The organism is Algibacter amylolyticus (assembly GCF_014202225.1).
Taxonomy (GTDB): Bacteria; Bacteroidota; Bacteroidia; order Flavobacteriales; family Flavobacteriaceae; genus Algibacter_B; species Algibacter_B amylolyticus.
Map to the genome: position 1 here is coordinate 62574 of NZ_JACHGE010000002.1, position 22477 is coordinate 85050.

General features: G+C 34.2%; 19 protein-coding genes. 9 read left to right on the forward strand and 10 right to left on the reverse strand.

Going from position 1 to position 22477, the window contains the following annotated elements; genetic code table 11:
- Positions 1–112: 112 nt before the first annotated feature.
- Positions 113–817, reverse strand: a complete 705-nt coding sequence (locus HNQ90_RS05300; protein ID WP_144116846.1) for a peptidylprolyl isomerase — start codon at positions 815–817, stop codon at positions 113–115.
- A 5-nt stretch (positions 818–822) separates the two neighbouring features.
- Between HNQ90_RS05300 and HNQ90_RS05305 the strand changes: the two genes are divergently transcribed.
- The 3 genes from HNQ90_RS05305 to recQ all read left to right on the forward strand — a co-directional run bounded on the left by HNQ90_RS05305 (position 823) and on the right by recQ (position 4525).
- Positions 823–1464, forward strand: coding sequence for an NUDIX hydrolase (locus HNQ90_RS05305; RefSeq protein WP_144116847.1), 642 nt, complete (start codon positions 823–825; stop codon positions 1462–1464).
- 78 nt (positions 1465–1542) lie between these two features.
- Positions 1543–2340, forward strand: a complete 798-nt coding sequence (locus HNQ90_RS05310) for a lysophospholipid acyltransferase family protein (RefSeq protein ID WP_144116848.1) — start codon at positions 1543–1545, stop codon at positions 2338–2340.
- Between the two features lie 40 nt (positions 2341–2380).
- The gene (gene recQ, locus HNQ90_RS05315) at positions 2381–4525 is read left to right on the forward strand and encodes a DNA helicase RecQ (protein WP_144116849.1); all 2145 of its coding nucleotides are present in this window, start codon (positions 2381–2383) and stop codon (positions 4523–4525) included.
- 5 nt (positions 4526–4530) lie between these two features.
- Here recQ and HNQ90_RS05320 read toward each other — a convergent pair whose 3' ends face one another.
- Positions 4531–5673: a fibrinogen-like YCDxxxxGGGW domain-containing protein gene (locus tag HNQ90_RS05320; protein WP_144116850.1), complete on the reverse strand. Its 1143-nt coding sequence runs from the start codon at positions 5671–5673 to the stop codon at positions 4531–4533.
- Between the two features lie 266 nt (positions 5674–5939).
- Here HNQ90_RS05320 and HNQ90_RS05325 point away from each other — a divergent pair, with 266 nt between their 5' ends.
- Together HNQ90_RS05325 and HNQ90_RS05330 are read left to right on the forward strand one after the other, a co-directional pair.
- Positions 5940–8231, forward strand: a complete 2292-nt coding sequence (locus tag HNQ90_RS05325) for a type IA DNA topoisomerase (protein ID WP_144116851.1) — start codon at positions 5940–5942, stop codon at positions 8229–8231.
- Positions 8218–8808, forward strand: coding sequence for a pseudouridine synthase (locus tag HNQ90_RS05330; RefSeq protein WP_144116852.1), 591 nt, complete (start codon positions 8218–8220; stop codon positions 8806–8808). Before HNQ90_RS05325 ends, HNQ90_RS05330 begins: the two co-directional genes overlap by 14 nt.
- 158 nt (positions 8809–8966) lie before the next feature.
- Here HNQ90_RS05330 and HNQ90_RS05335 read toward each other — a convergent pair whose 3' ends face one another.
- The 4 genes from HNQ90_RS05335 to HNQ90_RS05350 all read right to left on the reverse strand — a co-directional run bounded on the left by HNQ90_RS05335 (position 8967) and on the right by HNQ90_RS05350 (position 12699).
- Positions 8967–9608, reverse strand: coding sequence for an MFS transporter (locus tag HNQ90_RS05335; protein ID WP_144116853.1), 642 nt, complete (start codon positions 9606–9608; stop codon positions 8967–8969).
- 4 nt (positions 9609–9612) lie between these two features.
- On the reverse strand, positions 9613–10107 hold the full coding sequence (locus HNQ90_RS05340; protein ID WP_092851761.1) for an RNA polymerase sigma factor: 495 nt from the start codon (positions 10105–10107) through the stop codon (positions 9613–9615).
- A 220-nt stretch (positions 10108–10327) separates the two neighbouring features.
- Entirely contained in the window at positions 10328–12445 is a 2118-nt protein-coding gene (locus tag HNQ90_RS05345) for a hypothetical protein (protein WP_144116854.1), read from the reverse strand.
- A gap of 101 nt (positions 12446–12546) precedes the next feature.
- Positions 12547–12699, reverse strand: a complete 153-nt coding sequence (locus HNQ90_RS05350; protein WP_144117365.1) for an SsrA-binding protein — start codon at positions 12697–12699, stop codon at positions 12547–12549.
- Between the two features lie 568 nt (positions 12700–13267).
- Here HNQ90_RS05350 and HNQ90_RS05355 point away from each other — a divergent pair.
- On the forward strand, positions 13268–14218 hold the full coding sequence (locus HNQ90_RS05355) for a calcium/sodium antiporter (protein WP_144116855.1): 951 nt from the start codon (positions 13268–13270) through the stop codon (positions 14216–14218).
- Positions 14219–14545: 327 nt separating this feature from the next.
- On the opposite strand, the gene HNQ90_RS05360 is transcribed toward HNQ90_RS05355, so the two are convergent.
- Entirely contained in the window at positions 14546–15562 is a 1017-nt protein-coding gene (locus tag HNQ90_RS05360) for a glutamine synthetase beta-grasp domain-containing protein (protein WP_144116856.1), read from the reverse strand.
- 271 nt (positions 15563–15833) lie between these two features.
- On the opposite strand from HNQ90_RS05360, the gene HNQ90_RS05365 reads away from it, so the two are divergent.
- On the forward strand, positions 15834–18020 hold the full coding sequence (locus HNQ90_RS05365; RefSeq protein ID WP_144116857.1) for a glutamine synthetase III family protein: 2187 nt from the start codon (positions 15834–15836) through the stop codon (positions 18018–18020).
- 261 nt (positions 18021–18281) lie between these two features.
- Here HNQ90_RS05365 and HNQ90_RS05370 read toward each other — a convergent pair whose 3' ends face one another.
- Positions 18282–18992: a hypothetical protein gene (locus tag HNQ90_RS05370; RefSeq protein ID WP_144116858.1), complete on the reverse strand. Its 711-nt coding sequence runs from the start codon at positions 18990–18992 to the stop codon at positions 18282–18284.
- Between the two features lie 161 nt (positions 18993–19153).
- A complete protein-coding gene (locus HNQ90_RS05375; protein WP_144116859.1) occupies positions 19154–19654 on the reverse strand; it encodes a DUF1648 domain-containing protein in 501 nt (166 codons plus the stop codon).
- A 204-nt stretch (positions 19655–19858) separates the two neighbouring features.
- On the opposite strand from HNQ90_RS05375, the gene HNQ90_RS05380 reads away from it, so the two are divergent.
- Together HNQ90_RS05380 and HNQ90_RS05385 are read left to right on the forward strand one after the other, a co-directional pair.
- The gene (locus tag HNQ90_RS05380; RefSeq protein WP_144116860.1) at positions 19859–21037 is read left to right on the forward strand and encodes an AIR synthase related protein; all 1179 of its coding nucleotides are present in this window, start codon (positions 19859–19861) and stop codon (positions 21035–21037) included.
- Between the two features lie 71 nt (positions 21038–21108).
- Positions 21109–22071 carry a DUF3078 domain-containing protein gene (locus HNQ90_RS05385; protein ID WP_144116861.1) on the forward strand — a complete coding sequence of 321 codons (963 nt, stop codon included), beginning with the start codon at positions 21109–21111 and terminating at the stop codon, positions 22069–22071.
- Between the two features lie 76 nt (positions 22072–22147).
- On the opposite strand, the gene HNQ90_RS18050 is transcribed toward HNQ90_RS05385, so the two are convergent.
- Positions 22148–22273 carry a hypothetical protein gene (locus HNQ90_RS18050; RefSeq protein ID WP_260847856.1) on the reverse strand — a complete coding sequence of 42 codons (126 nt, stop codon included), beginning with the start codon at positions 22271–22273 and terminating at the stop codon, positions 22148–22150.
- Positions 22274–22477: the final 204 nt, after the last annotated feature.

The window sequence follows — 22477 nt, forward strand, 5'->3', positions numbered from 1 at the left end:
TTAGGCATCTCCAATCTTTCAACTTCCGTCTTCAAACTTCCATCTCCCGTCTTCAAGCTTCTGTCTCCCGTCTTCCGTCTTCGGTCTTCACCCTTCTCACTTCCGTCTTCCCTCAATCAATAATTTCCACTTTTTTAATATAAATGTTTTGTGCTGGCCAATCGCCATCGTCGGTTTCAACGGCTGCAATTTTATCAACCACATTCATACCACGTGTAACGTGACCAAAAATAGTGTAATCGCCGTCTAAAAAGTGAGCGCCCCCTTTTTGGCATACAATAAAAAACTCGTAAGGCGAGGCTAGTTTATGTGGGTTTCTAATATCGCTACTAGGCATAGAAATAACACCACGGTCGTGTTTAAAACCACGTTTAGTGTCTGGTGGTAGTAAGTATTTTCCAATGTAGCCACGCTTTCTAGCCGTTTTAACATCGTCGCTATTTCCGCCTTGTATCATAAAATTATCTATAACTCTATAAAACTGCGTGTCGTTAAAATAGCCTTGTTTTGTTAGCCAAATAAAGTTAGAGCGATGAAACTTGGTTTCGTTGTATAACAGGATATCAATCTCTCCGAAATCTGTTGTTAGCCGTACTTTGTTTTCTTTGTGGTGTTTGTCGTATTCCAAAAAGAATTCCATAGCGCTTCTAGAGTTTAGCTTAGGGAACTCGCGTTCTGGTTCTTCATTAGAATCTTCTTCAACGACTTTTTTAATTGGTTTTTCAACCTCGGTTTTAGGTGTATTTTTCTTTTTAGTTTGTTTATCTTCACAATTCAGAAAAGCAGCAAAAAAACAGAAAAATAATACGGCGCGCATAGACTATGAGGTTTGAAGAATTTTTAAAATCAGTTTCAAAAATAAAAAATATACCGCTACCAGCCGAAGCTTCTCACTTTAAAATGGTACCACCTTTTCGGCAAGAGGTATTAAAAAAGCAAGAAAAAGCAATTAAAAAGGCTAAACAAGCGGGTGTTTTGGCATTGTTTTATCCAGATAAATTTGAAAATACTAAGTTCGTTTTAATATTAAGAAATACTTATAAAGGCGTACATTCTGCACAAATAGCATTTCCTGGTGGTAAATTAGAAAACCAAGACGCTACACTGCAGGATACTGCGTTAAGGGAAACTTTCGAGGAAGTTGGTGTGCAAACCGAAACCGTTCAAATCGTAAAAAAAATATCTCAAGTTTATATTCCTCCAAGTAATTTTTATGTGCAGCCTTTTATTGGAATTACAGAAAATACACCGCAGTTTATTAAGCAAGATGACGAAGTTGAGGCCGTTATAGAGGTCGATTTAGAACATTTTTTAGATGAGCGTTCACTAATTTTAAAAAAAGTAAAAACCTCTTATAGTGTTGAAGTAGAGGTGCCTGCATTTAAATTAAATGATTATATAGTTTGGGGAGCAACCGCAATGATGCTTAGTGAAATTAAAGACTTGCTAAAACAACTTTTGTAGTATGGTAGTTTTATTACATTTGTAATCGGAATATTATATAAATTAAGTAACTTACTAACAAAACCTGAAGCAAGATTTATGGGATTATTTAAAAAAAATCCATTCGGACATATATTGTTTTTAAAAAAATGGCTAATTAGACTTTTTGGAGCTTTAACGCATAGACGTTTTAGAGGGTTTAATGAGTTGCAAATTGAAGGGTCTGAAATCATAAAAGATTTACCAGATACTAACGTTTTGTTTATTTCTAATCACCAGACTTATTTTGCCGATGTGGTTGCTATGTTTCATGTGTTTAATGCGAGTTTAAGTGGTCGTACAGATTCAATTAAAAACTTAGGTTACATCTGGAACCCTAAATTAAATATCTATTACGTTGCGGCTAAAGAGACCATGAAAGCGGGATTATTACCTAAAATTTTGGCTTATATGGGGTCTATTAGTATTGAGCGCACATGGCGATCTGAAGGTAAGGATGTAAAGCGCCAAGTTAAAATGAGTGATATTTCTAGTATTGGTAAAGCTCTTGATGATGGTTGGGTAATTACTTTTCCGCAAGGTACAACCACGCCGTTTAAGCCAGTAAGGAAAGGTACTGCTCATATTATTAAAAAATACAAACCTATTGTAGTTCCTATAGTTATTGATGGTTTTAGAAGATCTTTTGATAAAAAAGGGTTACGAATTAAAAAGAAAAACATCCTACAATCGTTTGAAATAAAGAAGCCTTTAGACATTGACTATGAGAATGAATCTTTTGATGATATTGTGAAAAAAATAGAATACGCTATAGAACAACATCCTTCTTTTTTAAAGGTTATTTCAAAGAAAGAATTGGAAGCGCTAGATGAATTAAATAAAAAAAGAGAGTGGTAAAACATTAAATTGTTAATGTTTTTTACTTCAGGATGCCTTCATGCCCAAAGCAGCAATTAATACTCGGTTATTTAATAATCTAAAAACTTACTTTGGCTACGATAGTTTTAGGTTAAATCAGCAACATATTGTTGAGTCGGTTTTAAATAAAGAAGACTGTTTGGTTATTATGCCAACAGGAGGTGGTAAGTCCATATGTTTCCAGCTTCCGGCGCTAATGTTTAATGGGGTAACTATTGTTATTTCTCCTTTAATAGCCTTAATGAAAGATCAAGTAGATGGTTTACTAGCCAACGGTATTGCTGCATCTTTTTTTAATAGTAGTCAATCTTCAGAAGAGCAATCACAAATTATAGATCGGGTTATTAATGCCGATTTAAAATTGCTTTATGTCGCTCCAGAAAGTCTTGCAGGTCTTCAAAATATTTTAAATGAAACGTATGTAAGTTGTGTGGCTATTGATGAGGCGCACTGTATATCATCATGGGGGCATGATTTTAGACCATCATATCAGCAATTAGGTTTTTTAAAATCTACACTTCCTAATACACCATTTATAGCATTAACAGCTACTGCCGATAAGGCAACGCGAGACGATATTAAAAAACAACTTCGTATTGAACATGCGCAGCAATTTATATCATCTTTCGATAGGCAAAATATAGCTTTAGAAGTACGGGTAGCAAACGATAGAATTCCGCAAATTGTCAAGTTTATTAAAAGTAGACCTAATCAATCTGGAATTATATATTGTTTAAGTCGAAAAACAACCGAGCAATTAGCTAAAAAATTAAAAACTAATAAAATTCCTGCCGAAGCTTATCATGCAGGATTAAATTTTGATAAGCGAAGTAAAATACAAGAGTCTTTTGTTTACGATAAAACTCAAATTGTCTGTGCTACCGTAGCTTTTGGGATGGGTATTGATAAATCGAATGTGCGTTGGGTAGTGCATTATAATATGCCTAAAAACATAGAAGGTTACTATCAAGAAATAGGTCGTGGAGGTAGAGATGGGCTAAAAGCTCATGCCTTATTGTTTCATAGCTATGCCGATGTTATTCAATTGCGAAATTTTGCTAGTGGCGCTGCCAACGAAGACGTTCAGATCGCTAAGTTAGACCGTATGAAACAGTTTGCAGAATCCACAACATGCAGACGTAAAATTCTTTTAAGTTATTTTGGCGAATTATTGGCCGAAAATTGTGGGAACTGCGATGTTTGTAATAATCCACCACAGTTTTTTGATGGGACTATAATTGCTCAAAAAATCCTTTCGGCAATCTATCGTTTAAAGGAAAAAGAAGCTATGGGTATGATTATCGATGTGCTTCGTGGTTCGCAAAATGCAGCTGTAATTGAAAAAGGGTATCAAAATATTAGAACCTTCGGTATTGGTAAAGAAATTTCATGGAAACATTGGCAACATTTAATCATTCAACTTATAAATCAAGGGTTTTGCGAAATAGCATTTCATAAGCACAATGCCTTACAGTTAACTCAGTTTTCAAAAAATGTGTTATTTGATGGAGCCAAAGTAGCCTTAACAAAACCTGTTGAAATTCCAGAACTTAAAGCAACGGCCAAAAAAGGTAAGAAAACGAGAACAAAACTGGCTAAGCCTAAGTTAAGACAGAAAAAGAGTGATGATAGTTTGTTTGAACGCTTACGATTATTGCGTTATAAAATAGCTCAAGAAGAAGATATACCTGCTTATTTGGTGTTTAGTGATGCCACATTAAAAGAAATAGAGCGTGAACGTCCGTTAAGCGATGCCGATTTTTTAAATATTAGTGGAGTAGGGCAACGAAAATTAGAGGTTTACGGCGATGAGTTTATAGCAGAAATTACCCGTTTTTTAGGATCTAAAATTAAGAAGCCTAAAAAGAGAGATACCACATTGATAACTTACGATTTATACAAATTAGGGCGTTCCATTGAAGAGATTTCAACAGAGCGAAAAATTGCTACAACAACTGTTTACTCACATATAGCTAAACTTTACAGCTCAGGGAAAGCTATAAATATTTTCGATTTTGTTTCTAAAAGTGAAGTTGAAGCTGTTAAAAAGGCTAAAGATAAATTAGATAGCCCCAAAGCATTGAGGCCCTATTTTGAATACTTTAATGAAGACTTGGATTATTTTAAAATTAGACTAGCCTTAAGCGTTATTGAAAAGGTTTAGTTTTTTTATCTTATAAAAAGTTGAACATTATTCACTACGCTACCAGGTCCTGGAATACCACTTCCATAGGGGTTTATGCTACCTAAGGAGTACCACCAATTACTGCTATTTACAGACCCATCTAAATAGGTGTTTCCTAAAGATAATTCCAACCCACCCCAAAAGCTACTAGTTGAGTCAATATTTATTGCAACATAGCCTGCTACTGGCCTCGTTGATGAACCTCCACTTCTAGGGTCAAAAGTTTGACTCCAATGGTTGGTGATTCCTATTGCTGGGTAGTGCAGCCTAAATTCGTAGGGTGTATTACTTTTTATTTCATCTAGTTTACTTAAAATCGAGTATTTATTAGTGGTTATGTTTGGTGTTGCTACATTAAACTCATTAGCTTCAGCATCATTAGTCCAATAACCTCCTACTGTATTATGGTTAAATACAAGGGTCCATCCTCCACCATCATTGGTCATGTCACAATAACAATCATAAGCAAGTGTAGGACCACTTCCATCCGGATCAATAGTATATACACCATCTGTTGTAGAACCAGCGTTTAAATATTCCAAACAATTTGATAAAACAGTTGTTACAGTAATGTCAATGTTACAAGTATCATTTTTACCTGCAAAAGTAATTGTAAACGTATCTGTTTGTTCTAGAATGGGTGTTCCAGAGCCTGTTAATGTTATTTTGTTTAAGCCTATATTACTAAATGTTCCAGAGGCAGAAAAACTGTATCCGTTTACTGTATTTGTACTTATAGTATAAGTTTCTATAACATTTACAAGAACATCAATAGTTATGGTATTTGTGCTGTTTAAGTTGGTGCCGCTAGCAAAGGCGCCTGTGGCCGTTGGAGAACTACAATCTAAAGAATTTGTTGCAGCTTCTGTTAAACATCCAGACCACGACGATCCATTATAGAATTTAAAACAACTTTCATCTAAATTATAAATAAATAAACCTTCCGCAGGATTTGCTATAGCGTTAATTTGACTAGTGGTCATTCTAGGAGGTAAAAAACCTTTCGTGTCAGATTGTACATCAAGAATAGACGAAGGATCGGGATTGGCGGTTCCAATACCTACTTGACAGGAGATAGAGTGCATACTAAGTAATAGTATGCATACTAATAAAATATTTTTTTTCATACTGAGGGAGAACTGAAAAAATACTGATTATATGTTTTTACAAAGATAGGCAACTAATAATGAAATAAAATAAAGCGGTTTCCTTAATTTGTTTTTTCTAGTTAATAACTACTAACAATTCTCCTTTAAAATCGGCGTTAAAAGTTATATTTTGCACCTTGCATTTAAAAATGAACAAGTGAAACTTCTATTACAAGAACTTAACACTAAAGTTAGAGATTGTATGGAAGCTACATGTGAATAATAAAAAAAAACGATATCGACACATGAAAGTCTGTATAGCCGAAAAGCCAAGTGTTGCCCGCGAAATTGCTACTGTATTAGGAGCAAATACAAAGCGCGATGGCTATTATGAAGGTAATGGCTATGCGGTAACTTATACCTTTGGACATTTATGTACTTTAAAAGAACCTGTTGATTATAAGCCTTATTGGAAAAGTTGGGATTTAAATAATTTACCCATGCTTCCAGAAAAATTTGAAGTTAAAGTGTCTTCAAATTCTGGGATAAAAAAGCAATTTAATATTGTGAAAAGTTTATTTGACAAGGCAGAACTTGTAATTAATTGCGGGGATGCGGGTCAAGAAGGAGAACTTATTCAGCGTTGGGTAATGAGTGAGGCTAATTATAAAGGCGAAGTAAAGCGCCTTTGGATTTCGTCCTTAACTACCGAGGCTATAAAAGAAGGTTTTCAAAACTTAAAACCATCAGAGGATTACGATAATTTATACTATGCTGGTTTTTCTAGATCTATTGGCGATTGGCTATTGGGTATTAACGCCACAAGATTATACACTGTAAAACATGGCGGTTACAAGCAAGTGCTATCGGTTGGTCGTGTGCAAACACCCACGTTAGCCATGGTTGTTAATCGGTTTAAGGAAATTGAAAATTTTAAACCGCAACCCTACTGGGAATTGCAAACCTTGTATCGAGATACCTTGTTTAGCTATGAAGAAGGACGTTTTCTTAAAAAAGAAGATGGTGAAGCTTTAGCAAATAAGGTAAAAGAAAGTGATTTTGAAATCCAGTCCATTAGCAAAAAGAAAGGAAAAGAATACGCACCAAAACTGTTCGATTTAACAGGATTACAGGTGTATTGTAATACTAAATTTGGCTTTTCGGCCGATGAAACTTTAAAAATTGTACAAGCTTTGTACGAGCGTAAAGTGGTTACTTACCCTAGAGTAGATACCACATTTTTACCAAATGATGTTTATCCTAAGGTGTCTGGGATTCTTCAAAAATTAACGAATTACTCGAAGTTGACCCAACCTTTATTAGGGAAAAAAATAAAGAAAACAACGCGTGTTTTTAATGATAAAAAAGTAACCGATCACCATGCTATTATTCCAACAGGGATGCAAACCAACTTGCAATACAACCAACAGCAGGTTTACGATATTATTGTAAAACGCTTTATTGCTGTGTTTTATGATGATTGTGTAGTATCGAACACAACGGTTTTAGGACATGCAGCAAAAGTAGTATTTAAAACTACGGGAAAAGAAATTTTAGGAAAAGGGTGGCGGGTCGTTTTTGAAGATCCCGATAAAAAACAAAAGGAATCGGGAATTTTACCAACGTTTGAAAAAGGTGAAAAAGGGCCACATGAGCCCTCGTTTTTAGAAAAAGAAACCAAGCCGCCAAATCAATTTACCGAGGCCTCTTTGTTACGAGCTATGGAAACTGCTGGTAAACAGGTGGATGATGAGGAGTTACGCGATTTAATGAAAGAAAACGGTATTGGTAGACCATCTACACGTGCTAATATTATTGAAACGCTTTTTAGAAGAAAATATATAAAACGTAACAAAAAGCAGGTGTTGCCAACCGAAACAGGTATTCAATTGATTGATACGATTAAAAATGATTTGCTAAAATCTGCGGAATTAACTGGCTCTTGGGAGAAGCAATTAAAAGATATTGAAAAGGGTGAATATAGTGCTGGTGCTTTTATAAAAAATATGAAGCGTATGGTTGATGCTTTAGTTTATGAAGTGCGTAGTGAAACAAAACGCGCTAACATATCGTATGCTACAACTATAAAAAAACGAGCTGCTAAGGTTGAGGCTAAAAAAGGCGCTGGTATTACGGCTGAAAGTTGCCCGAAATGCAAACAAGGACAAATTATTAAAGGGAAATCGGCTTATGGCTGTAGTGCTTATAAATCGGGTTGTAATTTTGTAATGCCTTTTAGTTTTTTAGATAAAAAAGTATCTGAAAAACAGTTTTTAAGGTTGCTTACAAAAGGCTCGACGGTTAATTTAAAAGGTTTTAAAACGGAGAATGGGGCTGTTGAAGGCTTATTGCGTTTTGATGAAAATTTCAAGCTAAAATTTGAACCAAAGCGGGCTAAGGTGAAAGCTAAACCAGATGAGTTAGCTTGCCCTAAATGTAAAACAGGAACAGTTATAAAAGGGAAAACAGCTTATGGCTGTAGCGCTTATAAATCGGGTTGCGATTTTAAAGTTACTTTTGATACTGTTAGAGCGAAAATGAACGGACAAACACCAACTAAAGCGCTTGTGCATAGTATTTTGAATGGAAGCGTATAAAACTGAGCATAGGCATTTTATAATCTTTAAGCCTTTTGGGTATTTAAGTCAGTTTGCGAGTAACGACTCCAAACAACAATCGAAAAAATTTTTAGGACGTTTACATGTTTTTCCGGAAGGGATTATGGCTATTGGTAGGTTGGACGAAGCTTCGGAAGGTTTGTTGCTACTCACCACCAATGGTAAAATGAGTGCGCATATTAACAGCCAGAAAGTGGATAAGGAATATTACGCTCAGGTTGATGGCGATATTACCGAGGCTGCTATTGCCCAATTACAAACGGGTTTGGATATTCGGGTAGAAGGTGAGATGTATAGCACGAAGCCGTGTAAAGCCTTCAAACTAGACACAACTCCTGTATTACCTAAACGCGCTAAAAAGATACGAGATGACAGACATGGACCAACCAGTTGGGTGTCTATAACTTTAAATGAAGGGAAGTTTAGACAGGTTAGAAAAATGACTTCGGTGGTTGGTTTTCCTACGTTACGTTTGGTTAGGGTTAGAGTAGGAGGTGTTCATATAAACACTATGGATGCTGGTGAGGTTATTGAGGTTACCGAGTTTGACTTGTAAAATTTGAAGTGTAGCGGAACTGCTGAAGCTTTACGTTTATTCTAGATAAAAGCAGATTTACCCGCGTTAGGGATTGCAGTGGAAAGCCCACAGCCCGACGAAGGAGGTGGGAGGACTTGTAGCGTAAAGCCCGACCCTCGTGGTAACGCCCAAATACTCTAAGATTCTAACTTTTTTAGCTCTTTATAATTGTTGTTTAAGCGCTTTAAAAGAATACCATAAATAAGCCAATAAAATAATAGTAATACACCAATTACAACCCCTATTACCAATAAGGTTACCATAAAAATAACGGCATAAAATTTAAATACTTCGCCACTTGCCGATGCTAGTTCTAGCTTGCTTGAAAATTCGGGATTATGATTAAAGTTATAAAAAACACCTATAAATGCACCAATAAAAAGTGATGCTAGGTTAAAAATGACGTAATGTTTTACGGTTTTTCTGGTTTTTAAGATGTTCTCCATAAGGGTTTTGGAGCTATCGGTAGTTGAGATGTTTTTGTAGTTTTTATAGAATAAATAGAAAAAATAGATTAGTACCGCATAGCTTATTATAGTTATTGGGATTAAAATATGGTTAATGTTTAGCTCGTCTATTTTGTTAGAATATACACTTCCTTTAAAGGCAAATGAGATGGATAGCCAAAACCCGAATTCGAGGAGGCTGATTATAAATATCCATTTTACGATGGAGGACGATTTTTTTAAAATCATCTTGTAAATATCGTTATAGGAAAGCTTAGGGTAATTGCTATTGCCCTTTTTCCAGTCTTTTTTTAATAAATCTAATTCATCCATAATGTTACGGATTTAGTATGGCTTTAAGTTTCGTTTTAATTCTGTTCATTTTTACACGAGCATTAACGGAACTTATACCAAGTGTTTCACTAATTTCTTTATAGTCTTTGTCTTCTAAATATAAAAAGACCAATGCTTTTTCAATATCGTTTAGTTGATGTACTGCTTTGTATAGGGTTTTTAATTGCTGTTCTTCGGTATCATCATAATCTTCCGCCTTTATTTTAAATTCTACACCAGCGTAATCTTGCGTGTTTATGGTGCGCTTAGATTTTCGGTAGAGTGTAATTGCGGTATTTAATCCTACGCGATACATCCAAGTACTAAATTTGGCATCACCACGAAATTTTGGATATGCGCGCCAAAGCTGTATGGTTATTTCTTGAAATAAATCGTTATGGGCGTCATAATTATTGGTGTACAAACGGCAAACTTTGTGCACAATATTTTGATGCTTTTCTAGCAATTCTACAAAACTATGTTCTAGCTCTTTATTCAATGGTGTGGTTTAGTTACTCTATAAGTAGTTTAAAATTTAAAAATGTTACAAGTAAATGAAAATTTAATTTTAAGACTAGCGTTTTTATATAAATATTGATTTTGAAAGGCCGGCAAATTTAAGAGCAAAAAATAGCCGTTTAAAAAGTTATTTATTTTAAACGGCTTGATTTTTATGGTATTAAGTTTTTATATTCTAGTATAAGACTAGGAATAAAAATTTAATCGATGCATTTTAATTTATCTATAAAAAATTCTTTATACTCTATAAAGTTTATGTCTTTGGTGCCCTTAGTTCCTTTTAAAACGATAGATTTAATTGGCGAACTTTTTAATGCACTTTTTTGATCGTTAGTTAAAATGGCTTTAAAATGGAAGATTTCACCACATTCAATATCCCATGAATGATAAAACATCACGGTACGATTATTTTCTAGAGTTATTTTTAAACTAGAACGCTGATTAGGAAGGTACGAAGCGCAACCTAAGTCTTCGGATAAATTAAAAAACACATTTGTTTTTACACCTTGTTGGTATAATTCGGCTGTTAATTTATTAGAAATACTATATTCTTCTGTTCTTTTGGTTGTTATGTTATAGAATCTATCATAATCATTAATTTGATAGTGACACTCATTTCTATATTTCATTCTTTCTGCTAAAGCAATGACTTCGGCATCTTGTTCCTCAGGTTCAGAATTCATAGCGTTTTGAGCTAAAGCGGTACTTCGTCTTAAACCTTCAAGTTCTTGTCTTTCCTTCTCTATCATTTTAGCAATAGAATCGTTCTGTCTTCTTAATTCTATTAATTGTTGTTCCTCTTTTTCTCTTGCTTTTGCTATAGAGTTGTATTTGCTTGCTTCGTTTACTTGTTTTCTAATGGCATCGCGTTCTGCTTTAATAGCAGACTCTCTACGTTTTTTGGTCTCTAACTGTTTTTCAGTTTCGAGATCAGACGCGGCTGCTGTTTCTTTTTGTTTTTGAAGCTCCAATTGTCTTTTAGCTTCTAATTCTGCTTTCTCTTCAGCTTCTTTTTGCTTCTGAATTTCTAGCTTTCTTTTTGCTTTTAGAGCTGCTTTTTCATCCGCTTCTTTCTGCTTTTTAAGTTCCAATTGTCGTTTAGCTTCTAGTGCAGCTTTCTCTTCAGCTTCTTTTTGTTTTTGGAGTTCTAGTTGTCTTTTAGCTTCAATAGCAGCTTTTTCTTCGGCTTCTTTTTGTTTTTGGAGTTCTAGTTTTCTTTTAGCTTCAAGAGCAGCTTTTTCTTCAGCTTCTTTTTGCTTTTGGAGCTCTTGTTGTCTTTTAGCTTCAATAGCGGCTTTTTCTTCGGCTTCTTTTTGTTTTTGGAGTTCTAGTTGTCTTTTAGCTTCAAGAGCAGCTTTTTCTTCGGCTTCTTTTTGCTTTTTAAGTTCTAGTTGTCTTTTAGCCTCAAGAGCAGCTTTCTCTTCCGCTTCTTTTTGCTTTTGGAGTTCTAGTTGTCTTTTAGCTTCAAGAGCAGCTTTTTCTTCGGCTTCTTTCTGTTTTTGGAGTTCTAGTTGTCGTTTAGCTTCAAGAGCAGCCTTTTCTTCGGCTTCTTTTTGTTTTTGGAGTTCCAATTGTCTTTTAGCTTGAAGTTCAGCTTTCTCTTCCGCTTCTTTTTGTTTTTGAAGTTCTAGTTGTCGTTTAGCCTCAAGAGCGGCTTTTTCTTCAGCTTCTTTATGCTTTTTAAGTTCTAGTAGCCTTTTAGCTTCTAGTGCTTCTTTAGCAGCGGCTTCCTTTTGTCTTTGAATTTCTAATAGCTGTCGCTTAGCTTCTTCTTCAGCTCTAGCTTGTGCTTCTTTTTGTTTTAAAATTTCGTGTTGTCTCTTAGCTTCTTGAGCCGCCTTAACTATAGAGTCATTTCGTTTGTTTTCAAGGATTTTTCGTTGCTTAATTTCTTCAATTTTTGCAATAGAATCTAAACGTCTTTGTTCAATCTGTTGCAATTTCTCTTGCGCTTCTTTTACATAAGATTGCGATTTTTCTTGTCTTTGCTTTCGTTCCTGAATGGCTTTTTCACGCTGTTCTTCTTCATGATCAAAATATAAATCCATCATTTGCTCGTTAACAAATAGGTATTGGTCTTTTACAAAACCAACGAAATCTTTATATTTTACCTTATAAGTAAAGTTGCCTAAAAATGCTGTTACTACGCATTTTTGGTTTTCGTTAAACTCAGCAATAATTTCAGAACCGTTAGATTCTGATTTATAGATTTTGCCGTCTTGGGAGAATTTTGTTGAAATATTAGCTTCTTCTTGACCGAAAATCTGTACGGTGAAGCTAACAAATAATAGTAGCGATAGGTATAAATACTTAACCATAGGGAGGGTTTAGATTTGTGGGATAATTATTAATTTGATGTAAAAGTACTGCATGATTTTAGAAAAATGCAAAAATTAAGCCAAAATGCAGTTTTTAACTATTAACCTAATGCATTTTTGGTTATATACGCTCTCCAGCCTATAATTGCTAGTTGAAATTTTGTTGCTTTGGTAATATCTAATTTACTTTTAGTGTAACTTGGTAAGATAATTTTGTTAACCTTGGCTAAAACCTTGAATACTTGCTTTTTCACTTTTTTCATTATTAAGGTACAAAAATAGTAAAACTTATTCTAGACTAAGCTCTACTTTGTTTTTGGTTTAAATAATCGAAACAATATAAATTATTATATCAATTAATAGTTTGGCAAGTGTAATCATATTTTAGCGTTTTAAAAGTTAGTTAAAAGGGTTAATTATTTCAATGTTTTTTGAAGATATAGGTTTGGTGTTATGTTTACCAAGAATTTTTTGTAAAAACAATGAATTTAAATACGGATTTGTAAGTTAAATAATGCTTTTGGTTTTAATATTTGTGTGACTCCCTTTACTTGAGTTTTAATATGAAATTAAAAATGGTAGTTTTAATGATTATATGTAATAATTATAGATTGTTTTAGAAACAATTTTTATGTTTCAAGGAGTGTTTAGTTTGTAAAGTATAGATTTTATTGTGTTTCATCATTTTAAGAATAGAAAATGATTTTTAATTTATAATTTTTTCAAGGGTATTCTATTTGTTTTAAAACTAAAATTTAAGTTTTAAAAAAAAATCACTTTTAGCTTTTTACTTTCTTTTATCTTCGCAAAAAAATATTATTTATGAGTATTCTTTGGGTTATCCTTGGTTTTGTTTTGTTAGTGGTAGGGGGCGAGTTTTTGGTAAGATCTTCTGTAGCCTTATCATTTAAGTTTAACATTTCTAAAATGGTAATTGGTATGACGGTGGTTTCGTTTGCCACTTCTGCACCCGAATTATTGGTGAGTTTACAAGCAGCGCTTTCTGGGTCGCCAGCTATTGCTATAAATAATGTTGTAGGGTCCAATATAGCCAACATTGGTTTAGTATTAGGAATTACGGCTATGGTTGGAGCTATTGCAGTAGATAAGTCGTTTTACAAGCTTAATTGGCCTGTAATGATGATCTTTTCGATGGTGTTGTATTATTTTTTGAAAAATGATAATGTTTTATCTGCCATTGAAGGTGGTATTTTATTTGCGGGACTTATTGTCTTTTTAGTTTACCTTATTAAAAGTGCAAAAAAGGATGTGGTTGTAGAAGAAGTTGATGAAACTTTATCTACAGTTTCAAACTTTAAAATAGGTTTATGGTTATTAATAGGAGCAGCAGCGCTTTATTTTGGAAGTGAATGGCTTGTTTTTGGAGCAAAAGATATTGCTACGTCTGTTGGTGTTAGCGAAGCTGTAATAGGTGTGTCTTTAATAGCTATTGGTACCAGCGTGCCAGAATTAGCGGCTTCGGTTATTGCGGCGGCAAAGCAAGAGAAAGCTATTTCTTTAGGAAATTTAATTGGTTCTAATATTTTTAATATTGCATCAGTGTTGGGCTTAACGGCTATGGTAAAACCTATTCCGGTTACAGAACCACAAATATTATCGAGCGATATTTTTTGGATGCTAGGTTTTTCGGCAATATTAATACCGCTTATATTTTTACCAAAACGTTTGCAGATAAGTAGACTAAAAGGATTCTTTTTAGTGATTTGTTATGGTGTTTTTATGTTTTTGGTTTTTACACAAGGAAAGCTTTAAGCTATACAGGTTCTCTTTATAAATTTTTATGGTTTTTTAGATATTGGTCTAGTTGATTAAGATAATACACCCTGCAAAAAAAAACGACTAAACTTTCATTCTAGTAACCTCAAGTTAGCAAACAAGCCCGCGTTAGGGATTGAACGGCATGTTTGAGCTCCCTGACTTTTTAGGAAGGAGCGAGTAGTGAAAGCCCGACCCTTTTCGGGTAACGCCATACTTCTCGATACAATATTGATGAAAATATCAGAAGCACTCGAAGTGACAACAAACAAAAAGCGCTAACAAATTAATGTTAGCGCTTTTATATATTGTAATGTACAATGCTTATTTAACTGGTTTAACAGTTTTAATAATTCTTGCAGCTACTTTGTATGGATCTGCGTTTGAAGATGGACGACGATCTTCTAACCAGCCTTTATATCCTTTTTCTACAGCAATAATTGGAATACGAATTGACGCGCCTCTATCTGAAACTCCCCAAGAGAAATCGTTAATAGATGCTGTTTCGTGCTTACCAGTTAAACGTTGGTCGTTAAACTCACCGTAAACATCGATGTGTTCTTTAACTACTGGACGGAAAGCTTCACAAATTTCTGCATACTTTTCTTTAGAACCACAAGTTCTTAAGATAGAGTTAGAGAAGTTAGCGTGCATTCCAGAACCATTCCAGTCTGTATCTCCTAATGGTTTTGGATGGTACTCGATGTACATTCCACGACCTTCTGTTAAACGATCTAATAAATATCTAGCAACCCAGATTTCATCTCCGGCTTTTTTAGCGCCTTTTGCAAACAATTGGAATTCCCATTGTCCAGATGCAACTTCTTGGTTAATCCCTTCAAAGTTTAATCCAGCATCAATACATAAATCTGCATGCTCTTCAACTAAATCACGTCCGTGAGTATGTTTTCCTCCAACTGAACAGTAGTACATTCCTTGTGGAGCTGGGTAACCACCTCTTGGGAATCCTAATGGTAATTCAGTACTTGTATTCATAATAAAGTATTCTTGCTCGAATCCGAACCAGAAATCGTTATCATCATCTTCAATCGTTGCACGTGCGTTAGATATATGTGGTGTTCCATCAGCATTCATAACTTCAGTCATTACTAAATATCCATTTCTTCTTGTTGGATCTGGATAAACAGCAACTGGTTTTAAAATACAATCAGATGATCCACCTGAGGCTTGTTGTGTAGAAGACCCGTCAAAAGACCATAATCCTAATTCTTCTACTGTTCCTTGGAAGTTTTCATGTTCTTCAACCTTGGTTTTACTTCTTAAATTCTGAGTTGGGAAGTAACCATCCAACCAAAGGTATTCTAATTTAATTTTTGCCATAATGAATATTTTATAAATGAAATATTGATAATAATATCACAAATATATATTTTTATATTTTTACTTCATATTTATAGGGGGTGTTTTAGTAAATTGATGAGTTATTTTTATTTATACCCTATTAATTTCAGCTTTATTTTAAAAAAAGATGATTTTTTAATAAAAATACTGAAAAAAGCTTAAAAGTTTATTTAAGGAGTAGCGTTTTTATCTGCAAGCTGTTTATTTTTGTCTAACAAATTATTATCAAACTAATTAAATTACTACGCCAATGTCCACATTAAGATTTCACGCCATTAAAGAGTCGCTTAAAATTAAACCTATTTTGGTTGAAGAGAAGGAGCGTCGTTCGGATTTATTTGGAAAAAATGTGTTTAATGAAAACGCTATGCGTCATTACCTAACAAAGGATGCCTTTAAAGGGGTTATGAATGCAATTAAGTATGGTAAAAAGATTGATAGAAATATAGCAGACCAAGTAGCGTCGTCCATGAAGGATTGGGCCTTAACAAAAGGTGTTACGCATTACACGCATTGGTTTCAGCCATTAACAGGAACAACTGCAGAAAAGCACGATGCCTTTTTTGAAACTATTGGCGATGGCATGGCGGTAGAGAAGTTTGGTGGTTCGCAATTGGTGCAACAAGAACCCGATGCGTCAAGCTTTCCTAATGGAGGTATTAGAAACACTTTTGAGGCTAGAGGCTATACAGCTTGGGATCCAACATCGCCAGCATTTATTTATGGTACAACCCTATGTATTCCTACTATTTTTGTGGCTTATACGGGTGAAGCTTTGGATTATAAAACACCACTTTTAAGAGCTTTAAATGCGGTTGATAATGCCGCAACTGCAGTTTGTAAATATTTTGATAAAAATGTAAAAAAAGTAAGCTCATCTTTAGGTTGGGAGCAGGAGTATTTTTTAATAGATAAATTAATGGCTGCCAGCAGGCCAGATATAGCATTAACAGGTCGTACTATGCTTGGGCATTCTGCAGCAAAAGGGCAACAGTTAGATGATCATTATTTTGGGTCGATACCTACACGCGCTTTAAATTTTATGCGCGAACTGGAAACCGAGTGTATGCTTTTAGGAATCCCTGTAAAAACAAGACATAATGAAGTAGCACCAAACCAATTTGAGTTGGCTCCTATTTATGAGGAGGCTAATTTAGCTGTCGATCATAATTCTTTATTAATGGATATTATGGGGCGTATAGCTTCTCGCCATAATTTTAAAGTGCTATTACACGAAAAACCTTTTGCAGGCGTAAATGGCTCTGGGAAACATAATAACTGGTCCTTATCAACCGATACCGGTGTAAATTTATTAGCACCAGGAAAAACACCAATGAGCAACCTGCAATTTTTAGCCTTTTTTATAAATACTATAAAAGCGGTACATACGCACGAGGCTTTGTTAAGAGCAGCCATAGCATCGGCTAGTAACGATCACAGGTTAGGGGCAAACGAGGCGCCACCAGCAATAATATCGGTGTTTATTGGCGAGCAATTAACTAAAGTTTTAGAGGAGTTAGAAGGGGTTACAAAAGGTAAATTATCGCCTCAAGAAAAAACCGAATTAAAACTAAATGTAGTAGGTAAGATACCCGATGTTTTATTGGATAATACCGATAGAAACCGCACATCGCCATTCGCATTTACGGGTAACAAATTTGAGTTTAGAGCCGTAGGCTCATTAGCTAATTGCGGTAACCCAATGACGGTTTTAAACACTATAGTAGCCAAACAACTTCAGGATTTTAAAATAGAGGTGGATGCCCTTATCGATAAAAAAGATTTAAAAAAGGACGAAGCTGTTTTTAATGTTTTAAGAGAATATATTAAATCGTGTCGCCCTATTTTATTTGAAGGTAATGGTTATGGTGCCGAGTGGGAAAAGGAAGCTAAAAAACGCGGACTAAGTAATAACCGAAACACACCCGAAGCCTTAAAAGCTAGAGTATCGAAAGCATCCATTGCCTTATTTGAAGAAATGAATGTCATGAGCAAAAAAGAAACTGAAGCCCGATACGAAATCGAGGTGGAGGCTTACATTATGCACATACAAATAGAAAGTCGAGTTTTAGGCGATATTGCACGAAACCATATTGTACCAACAGCTGTAAAATATCAAAATATTTTGGTTGAAAACGTACGTGGGTTAAAGGAGATTTTCGAAGAAAAATACAATAGCGTATCCAAGGAGCAAATAAATCTTATAGAGGATATATCGAGCCATATAGAGGGCATTAACGTTAATGTAAATAAAATGATTGACGCCCGAAAAGCAGCCAATACTTTAAAAGATATAGAAAAGAAAGCAGATGCGTATTGCCATAAAGTAAAACCTTTGTTCGATGATATCCGTTACCATTGCGATAAACTAGAGTTATTGGTCGATGACGAGATTTGGCCACTAACCAAGTACCGCGAAATGCTTTTTACAAGGTAGTTTGTTGTTAATCTGAGATGTATCGAGAAGTTGGGCGTTACCCGAAAAGGGTCGGGCTTTCCACTATATCTTTTTTTAATGGTGTAGCCCAAAGTACGTGTCTATCTTTTAAATTAAAGACATAATAAAGTCTATGTTTATTAGTTTAAAAAAAGGATGCCGTTTCAATCCCTAACGCGGGTTTGTTTGCTGGTTTTTGGTTTAGTTTAATGGCTTGTGGGTATTTCGGTTTTATTAGTTTTGTTTACCTGTTGTAAGTCGTTATTTAAATCGGTTCTTATTCTTTTTAAAATAATTTTCAACGTTCGGTTTCTGTGCAATCTGTTTAAATTCAAACACTTGGTTTTTAGGTGTAATGTCTTTTGTTCTAAATTCCTTTTCACTGTTAATTACAAAACTTGAGTCAGATTTTATGGTCCCATTTAATTCGTATAAATAAGCTGAATTAAAAGAATCTTTGGTTGGTTTTTGCATTTCAATTCGGTAAAGTTGAATTTTAATTTTTTCCTTATTTATTTGAATTAAACCTTTACTTCCAATATCGTTTGGATTAAAACTACAAAGGCGTTTAGTTCTTTTTTCAATTGAATTTTGAGATTCGAGCATTAATTCAATTGTTTTATGAGCGCTATCATATGTGTTTGCATAGTTTTCCTTTTCAGCGCAATAATAACGTGAAAGGCCGTTTATGCCGCCAGCATTAACTATAAAACCGTCTTCGTAAATAAAAAATACAGATAGATGTTTTATTTTATTTATCCCCGTCTTCTTTATGTAATCGTCTATAAAAGGAGGAGCATTTTCTCCATAATCGAGGTCGAATTCCGCAAAATAATATCCGTTTAATTTTAGAGAATCATTGGTTAACGAATTGTTTTCAAAATCAATTAATTTATCTTTATGATGCGTTTTAAATATGCCACACGAATTAAATAACAGAACAATAATAAGTAGTAGTATTCGGTTTTTCAAGGCGAGCTTATAATTGACTGCAACGGTTTTTGGGTAAGATTAGTTGCATAGTTAAGCAACCAATTTAGTGAATAAAAACCAAATAGAAAACCTGAGGGGATTTAAGTAAGCAAGCTAAAACTAGCTATTATTTATTATTGTTCGTTGTTTTAGCTAGTGTTTTAATTTTTATTTCTGTTGGCGTTATTCAAAAAATATATCATAGGAATAAAAATCATCGCCATAGTTAAAGGCAAAAACCAAGTTCCTAGTCCGTCTGCATTTCCGTTTACATTTTCAATGGTTCTAAAAACTATTATTCCAAAAATTAATACAACAACTAATTTCAAAACTCTCATCATTCGAGTTGCGTTTGTGTATTGATGTAAAGCATTCTCTTTTGTTATTTCGCACGGATAATTAAATACGTGTGGATTTTTATTCAGTATTGTTAATCCAACAAACAAAATTGTCGTAATTATTGGTAATGCAAATATATTTGACTTATCACCAAATGCATCCACTTCTCCTGTGCTGTTGTAATGTGTTGGGATTATTTCAGGTAATTCAACATAGTTGGCTAAAGTCAAAGACCATAATACAAGTAAAGAAACCCATCCAAATATCTCCAGAGTCTTGTCGGTCTTTGTTAATTTTAGTTTTATTCTCGGTCTGGTATTCATGTTTTACTCTTTTCAGAAATGTTGCTTCCACATTGGCGATAATTTGTTGTTGAGTTTCCTTTATGTTTCACGTCTTGTAAATATAATTATTTTTCTTACGTAGTTAAAGTGGTTTAAAACCCGTTAATAAAACCTGTTTCATATTTTAATTAATGCCTGTTATTTTTAAAATATTACTTTACTTTTGCATCACAATACAACATTATGAGTCAAGAAGTTTCAAAACGATACGCACAACGTGGTGTTTCGGCATCAAAAGAAGATGTTCACAATGCTATTAAGAATATAGATAAAGGATTATTTCCTAAGGCATTCTGTAAAATAGTTCCAGATTATTTAACCAACGATGATGATTATTGCTTAATCATGCATGCCGATGGTGCTGGTACAAAATCGTCTTTAGCTTATATGTACTGGAAAGAAACCGGCGATGTATCCGTTTGGAAAGGTATTGCTCAAGATGCGTTAATTATGAATATTGACGATTTACTTTGCGTAGGCGCAACAGATAATATTATGTTATCGTCTACCATTGGTAGAAATAAAAATTTAATTCCTGGCGAAGTGCTTTCTGCTATTATAAACGGAACTGAAGAGCTGCTTGCCGATTTAAAATCCTTTGGTGTAACCATTCATTCTACAGGAGGCGAAACTGCCGATGTTGGCGATTTAGTGCGAACTATTATTGTAGATTCTACAGTAACGGCAAGAATGAAACGTGCCGATGTTATTGATAATGCCAATATTAAAGCTGGCGATGTTATTGTTGGTTTAGAAAGTTTTGGTCAAGCCTCTTACGAAAAAGCATATAACGGTGGTATGGGAAGTAACGGATTAACTTCTGCCCGCCACGACGTGTTTAGTAAATATTTAGCCGAAAAATACCCAGAAAGTTTTGATGCTTCGGTGCCTGAAGATTTGGTGTATTCTGGAGGTGTTAAATTAACCGATACGGTTGAAAATGCACCTATTGATGCTGGTAAACTAGTATTATCGCCAACAAGAACCTATGCCCCAATTGTAAAGAAAATATTATCAGAGTATAATAGCGATTCCATTCATGGTATGGTACATTGCTCGGGAGGAGCACAAACTAAAATTCTTCACTTTGTTGATGAGTTTCATATTGTAAAGGATAATATGTTTCCAATTCCTCCACTATTCAAATTAATACAAGAACAATCTAAAACCGATTGGAAAGAAATGTACCAAGTGTTTAATTGCGGACACCGAATGGAATTATATGTTTCACCAGAAGTAGCCGATAGTATTATCGAAATTTCAAAATCATTTAATGTAAATGCTCAAATTATTGGTAGGGTAGAAGCTTCAAAAAATAAACAGCTTACAATAAAATCGGAGTTTGGGGAGTTTAAGTATTAAAATTATCCAATTTTAGTCAATTACGGAATAGTTTTTGATGCTAAAAGAAATTTAATGCTAACCCAACAACAATGAAGTATTTATTAATTATTTTAATTACGCTCTGTTTTCAGTTTTCAAATGCACAACCAGATTCTCTTTTTATAAAAGAAAAAAAGGTTAAATATGTTGGCCCACAGTGGAAACAAGAAAATAAAGGTACAGTCGATATTAATCAAGTCTCATTTACTAATTGGAATTCTGGTGGTAGTACATCTATTTCCGGTTTGTTAGGTTTGGTGTCGTCTTTAAATTACACAGATAAATTCTTCAACTGGAAAAATAACGTTAACATTCGTTATGGTATAAATAAGCAAGAGGCAAGAGAAACTAGAAAAACCGACGATTTATTTGAGGTAAATTCTAATTTAGGATATAATCCAAACGATGGTATTTCAAACTGGTTTTACTCCGCGCGGCTTAATTTTAGAACACAGCTAACCAACGGTTTTAATTATCCCAATAAAAAAGATCCTATTTCTAGACTGCTAGCTCCAGGATATCTGTTTTTTGGAGGTGGTATGGAGTACGGTAAAAACATCGATAAGTTATCGTTTTACTTTTCGCCAATTACCTTAAAAGCTACTTTTGTTTTAGATGAAGATTTGGCAAACGCAGGATCCTTTGGTGTTACACCAGCGGTTCTTGATTCTGAAGGAAATATTATTGTTCCAGGAGATAAGGTTAGAAAGGAAGTTGGTGTTCTGGTTACCAATAGTTACGAAATGGAAATTATTGAAAACATTAACGTAAAAAACCAAGTAAGTTTATATTCCGATTACGTTAATAACTTTGGAAACGTAGATGTAGATTGGCGAATAGATTTTGATTTTAAAGTAAACTCTTTTGTTAGGGCTACTTTAGGGTCGCATATTAGATACGACGACGATGTTAAAACTCAAGTTCCAACAGAAATTGAAGGGGAGTTTGACGAGGCAGGTGCAAAAGTGCAATGGAAACAGTTTTTAGGAGTTGGTTTTGCTGTAGATTTTTAGAGTTCTATACAAAAGCGCATTGTACTAATTATTTAAAGTTTATAGTGCCTTACGCTATAAATAAAGCCGTAAAAAACTAAATATAACACTTAATTGCTACCAAGAAACTACAGGTTAAAATACCGTCTATTATATAAAGCTGCGCTACTAGTTTTAAATTAGAAACACCAACCATTTTATAGAATCCTATTCTTTTTCTCATATTTATATCGTTTATAATCCAATAGTATATAAACATTAAAAAGAGTTTAGTTAAAAGCGCAGGTATTATTTGTGGTACTATCACTGTAAGGATAATAGTAGCGAAAAAAGACCACATGGCAAGTGCTTTGTAATATATTAATATAGCTCTAAACTGCTGTAACATATAGCGCATAACGTTTGTGTAACTGAATATATTTTTCAA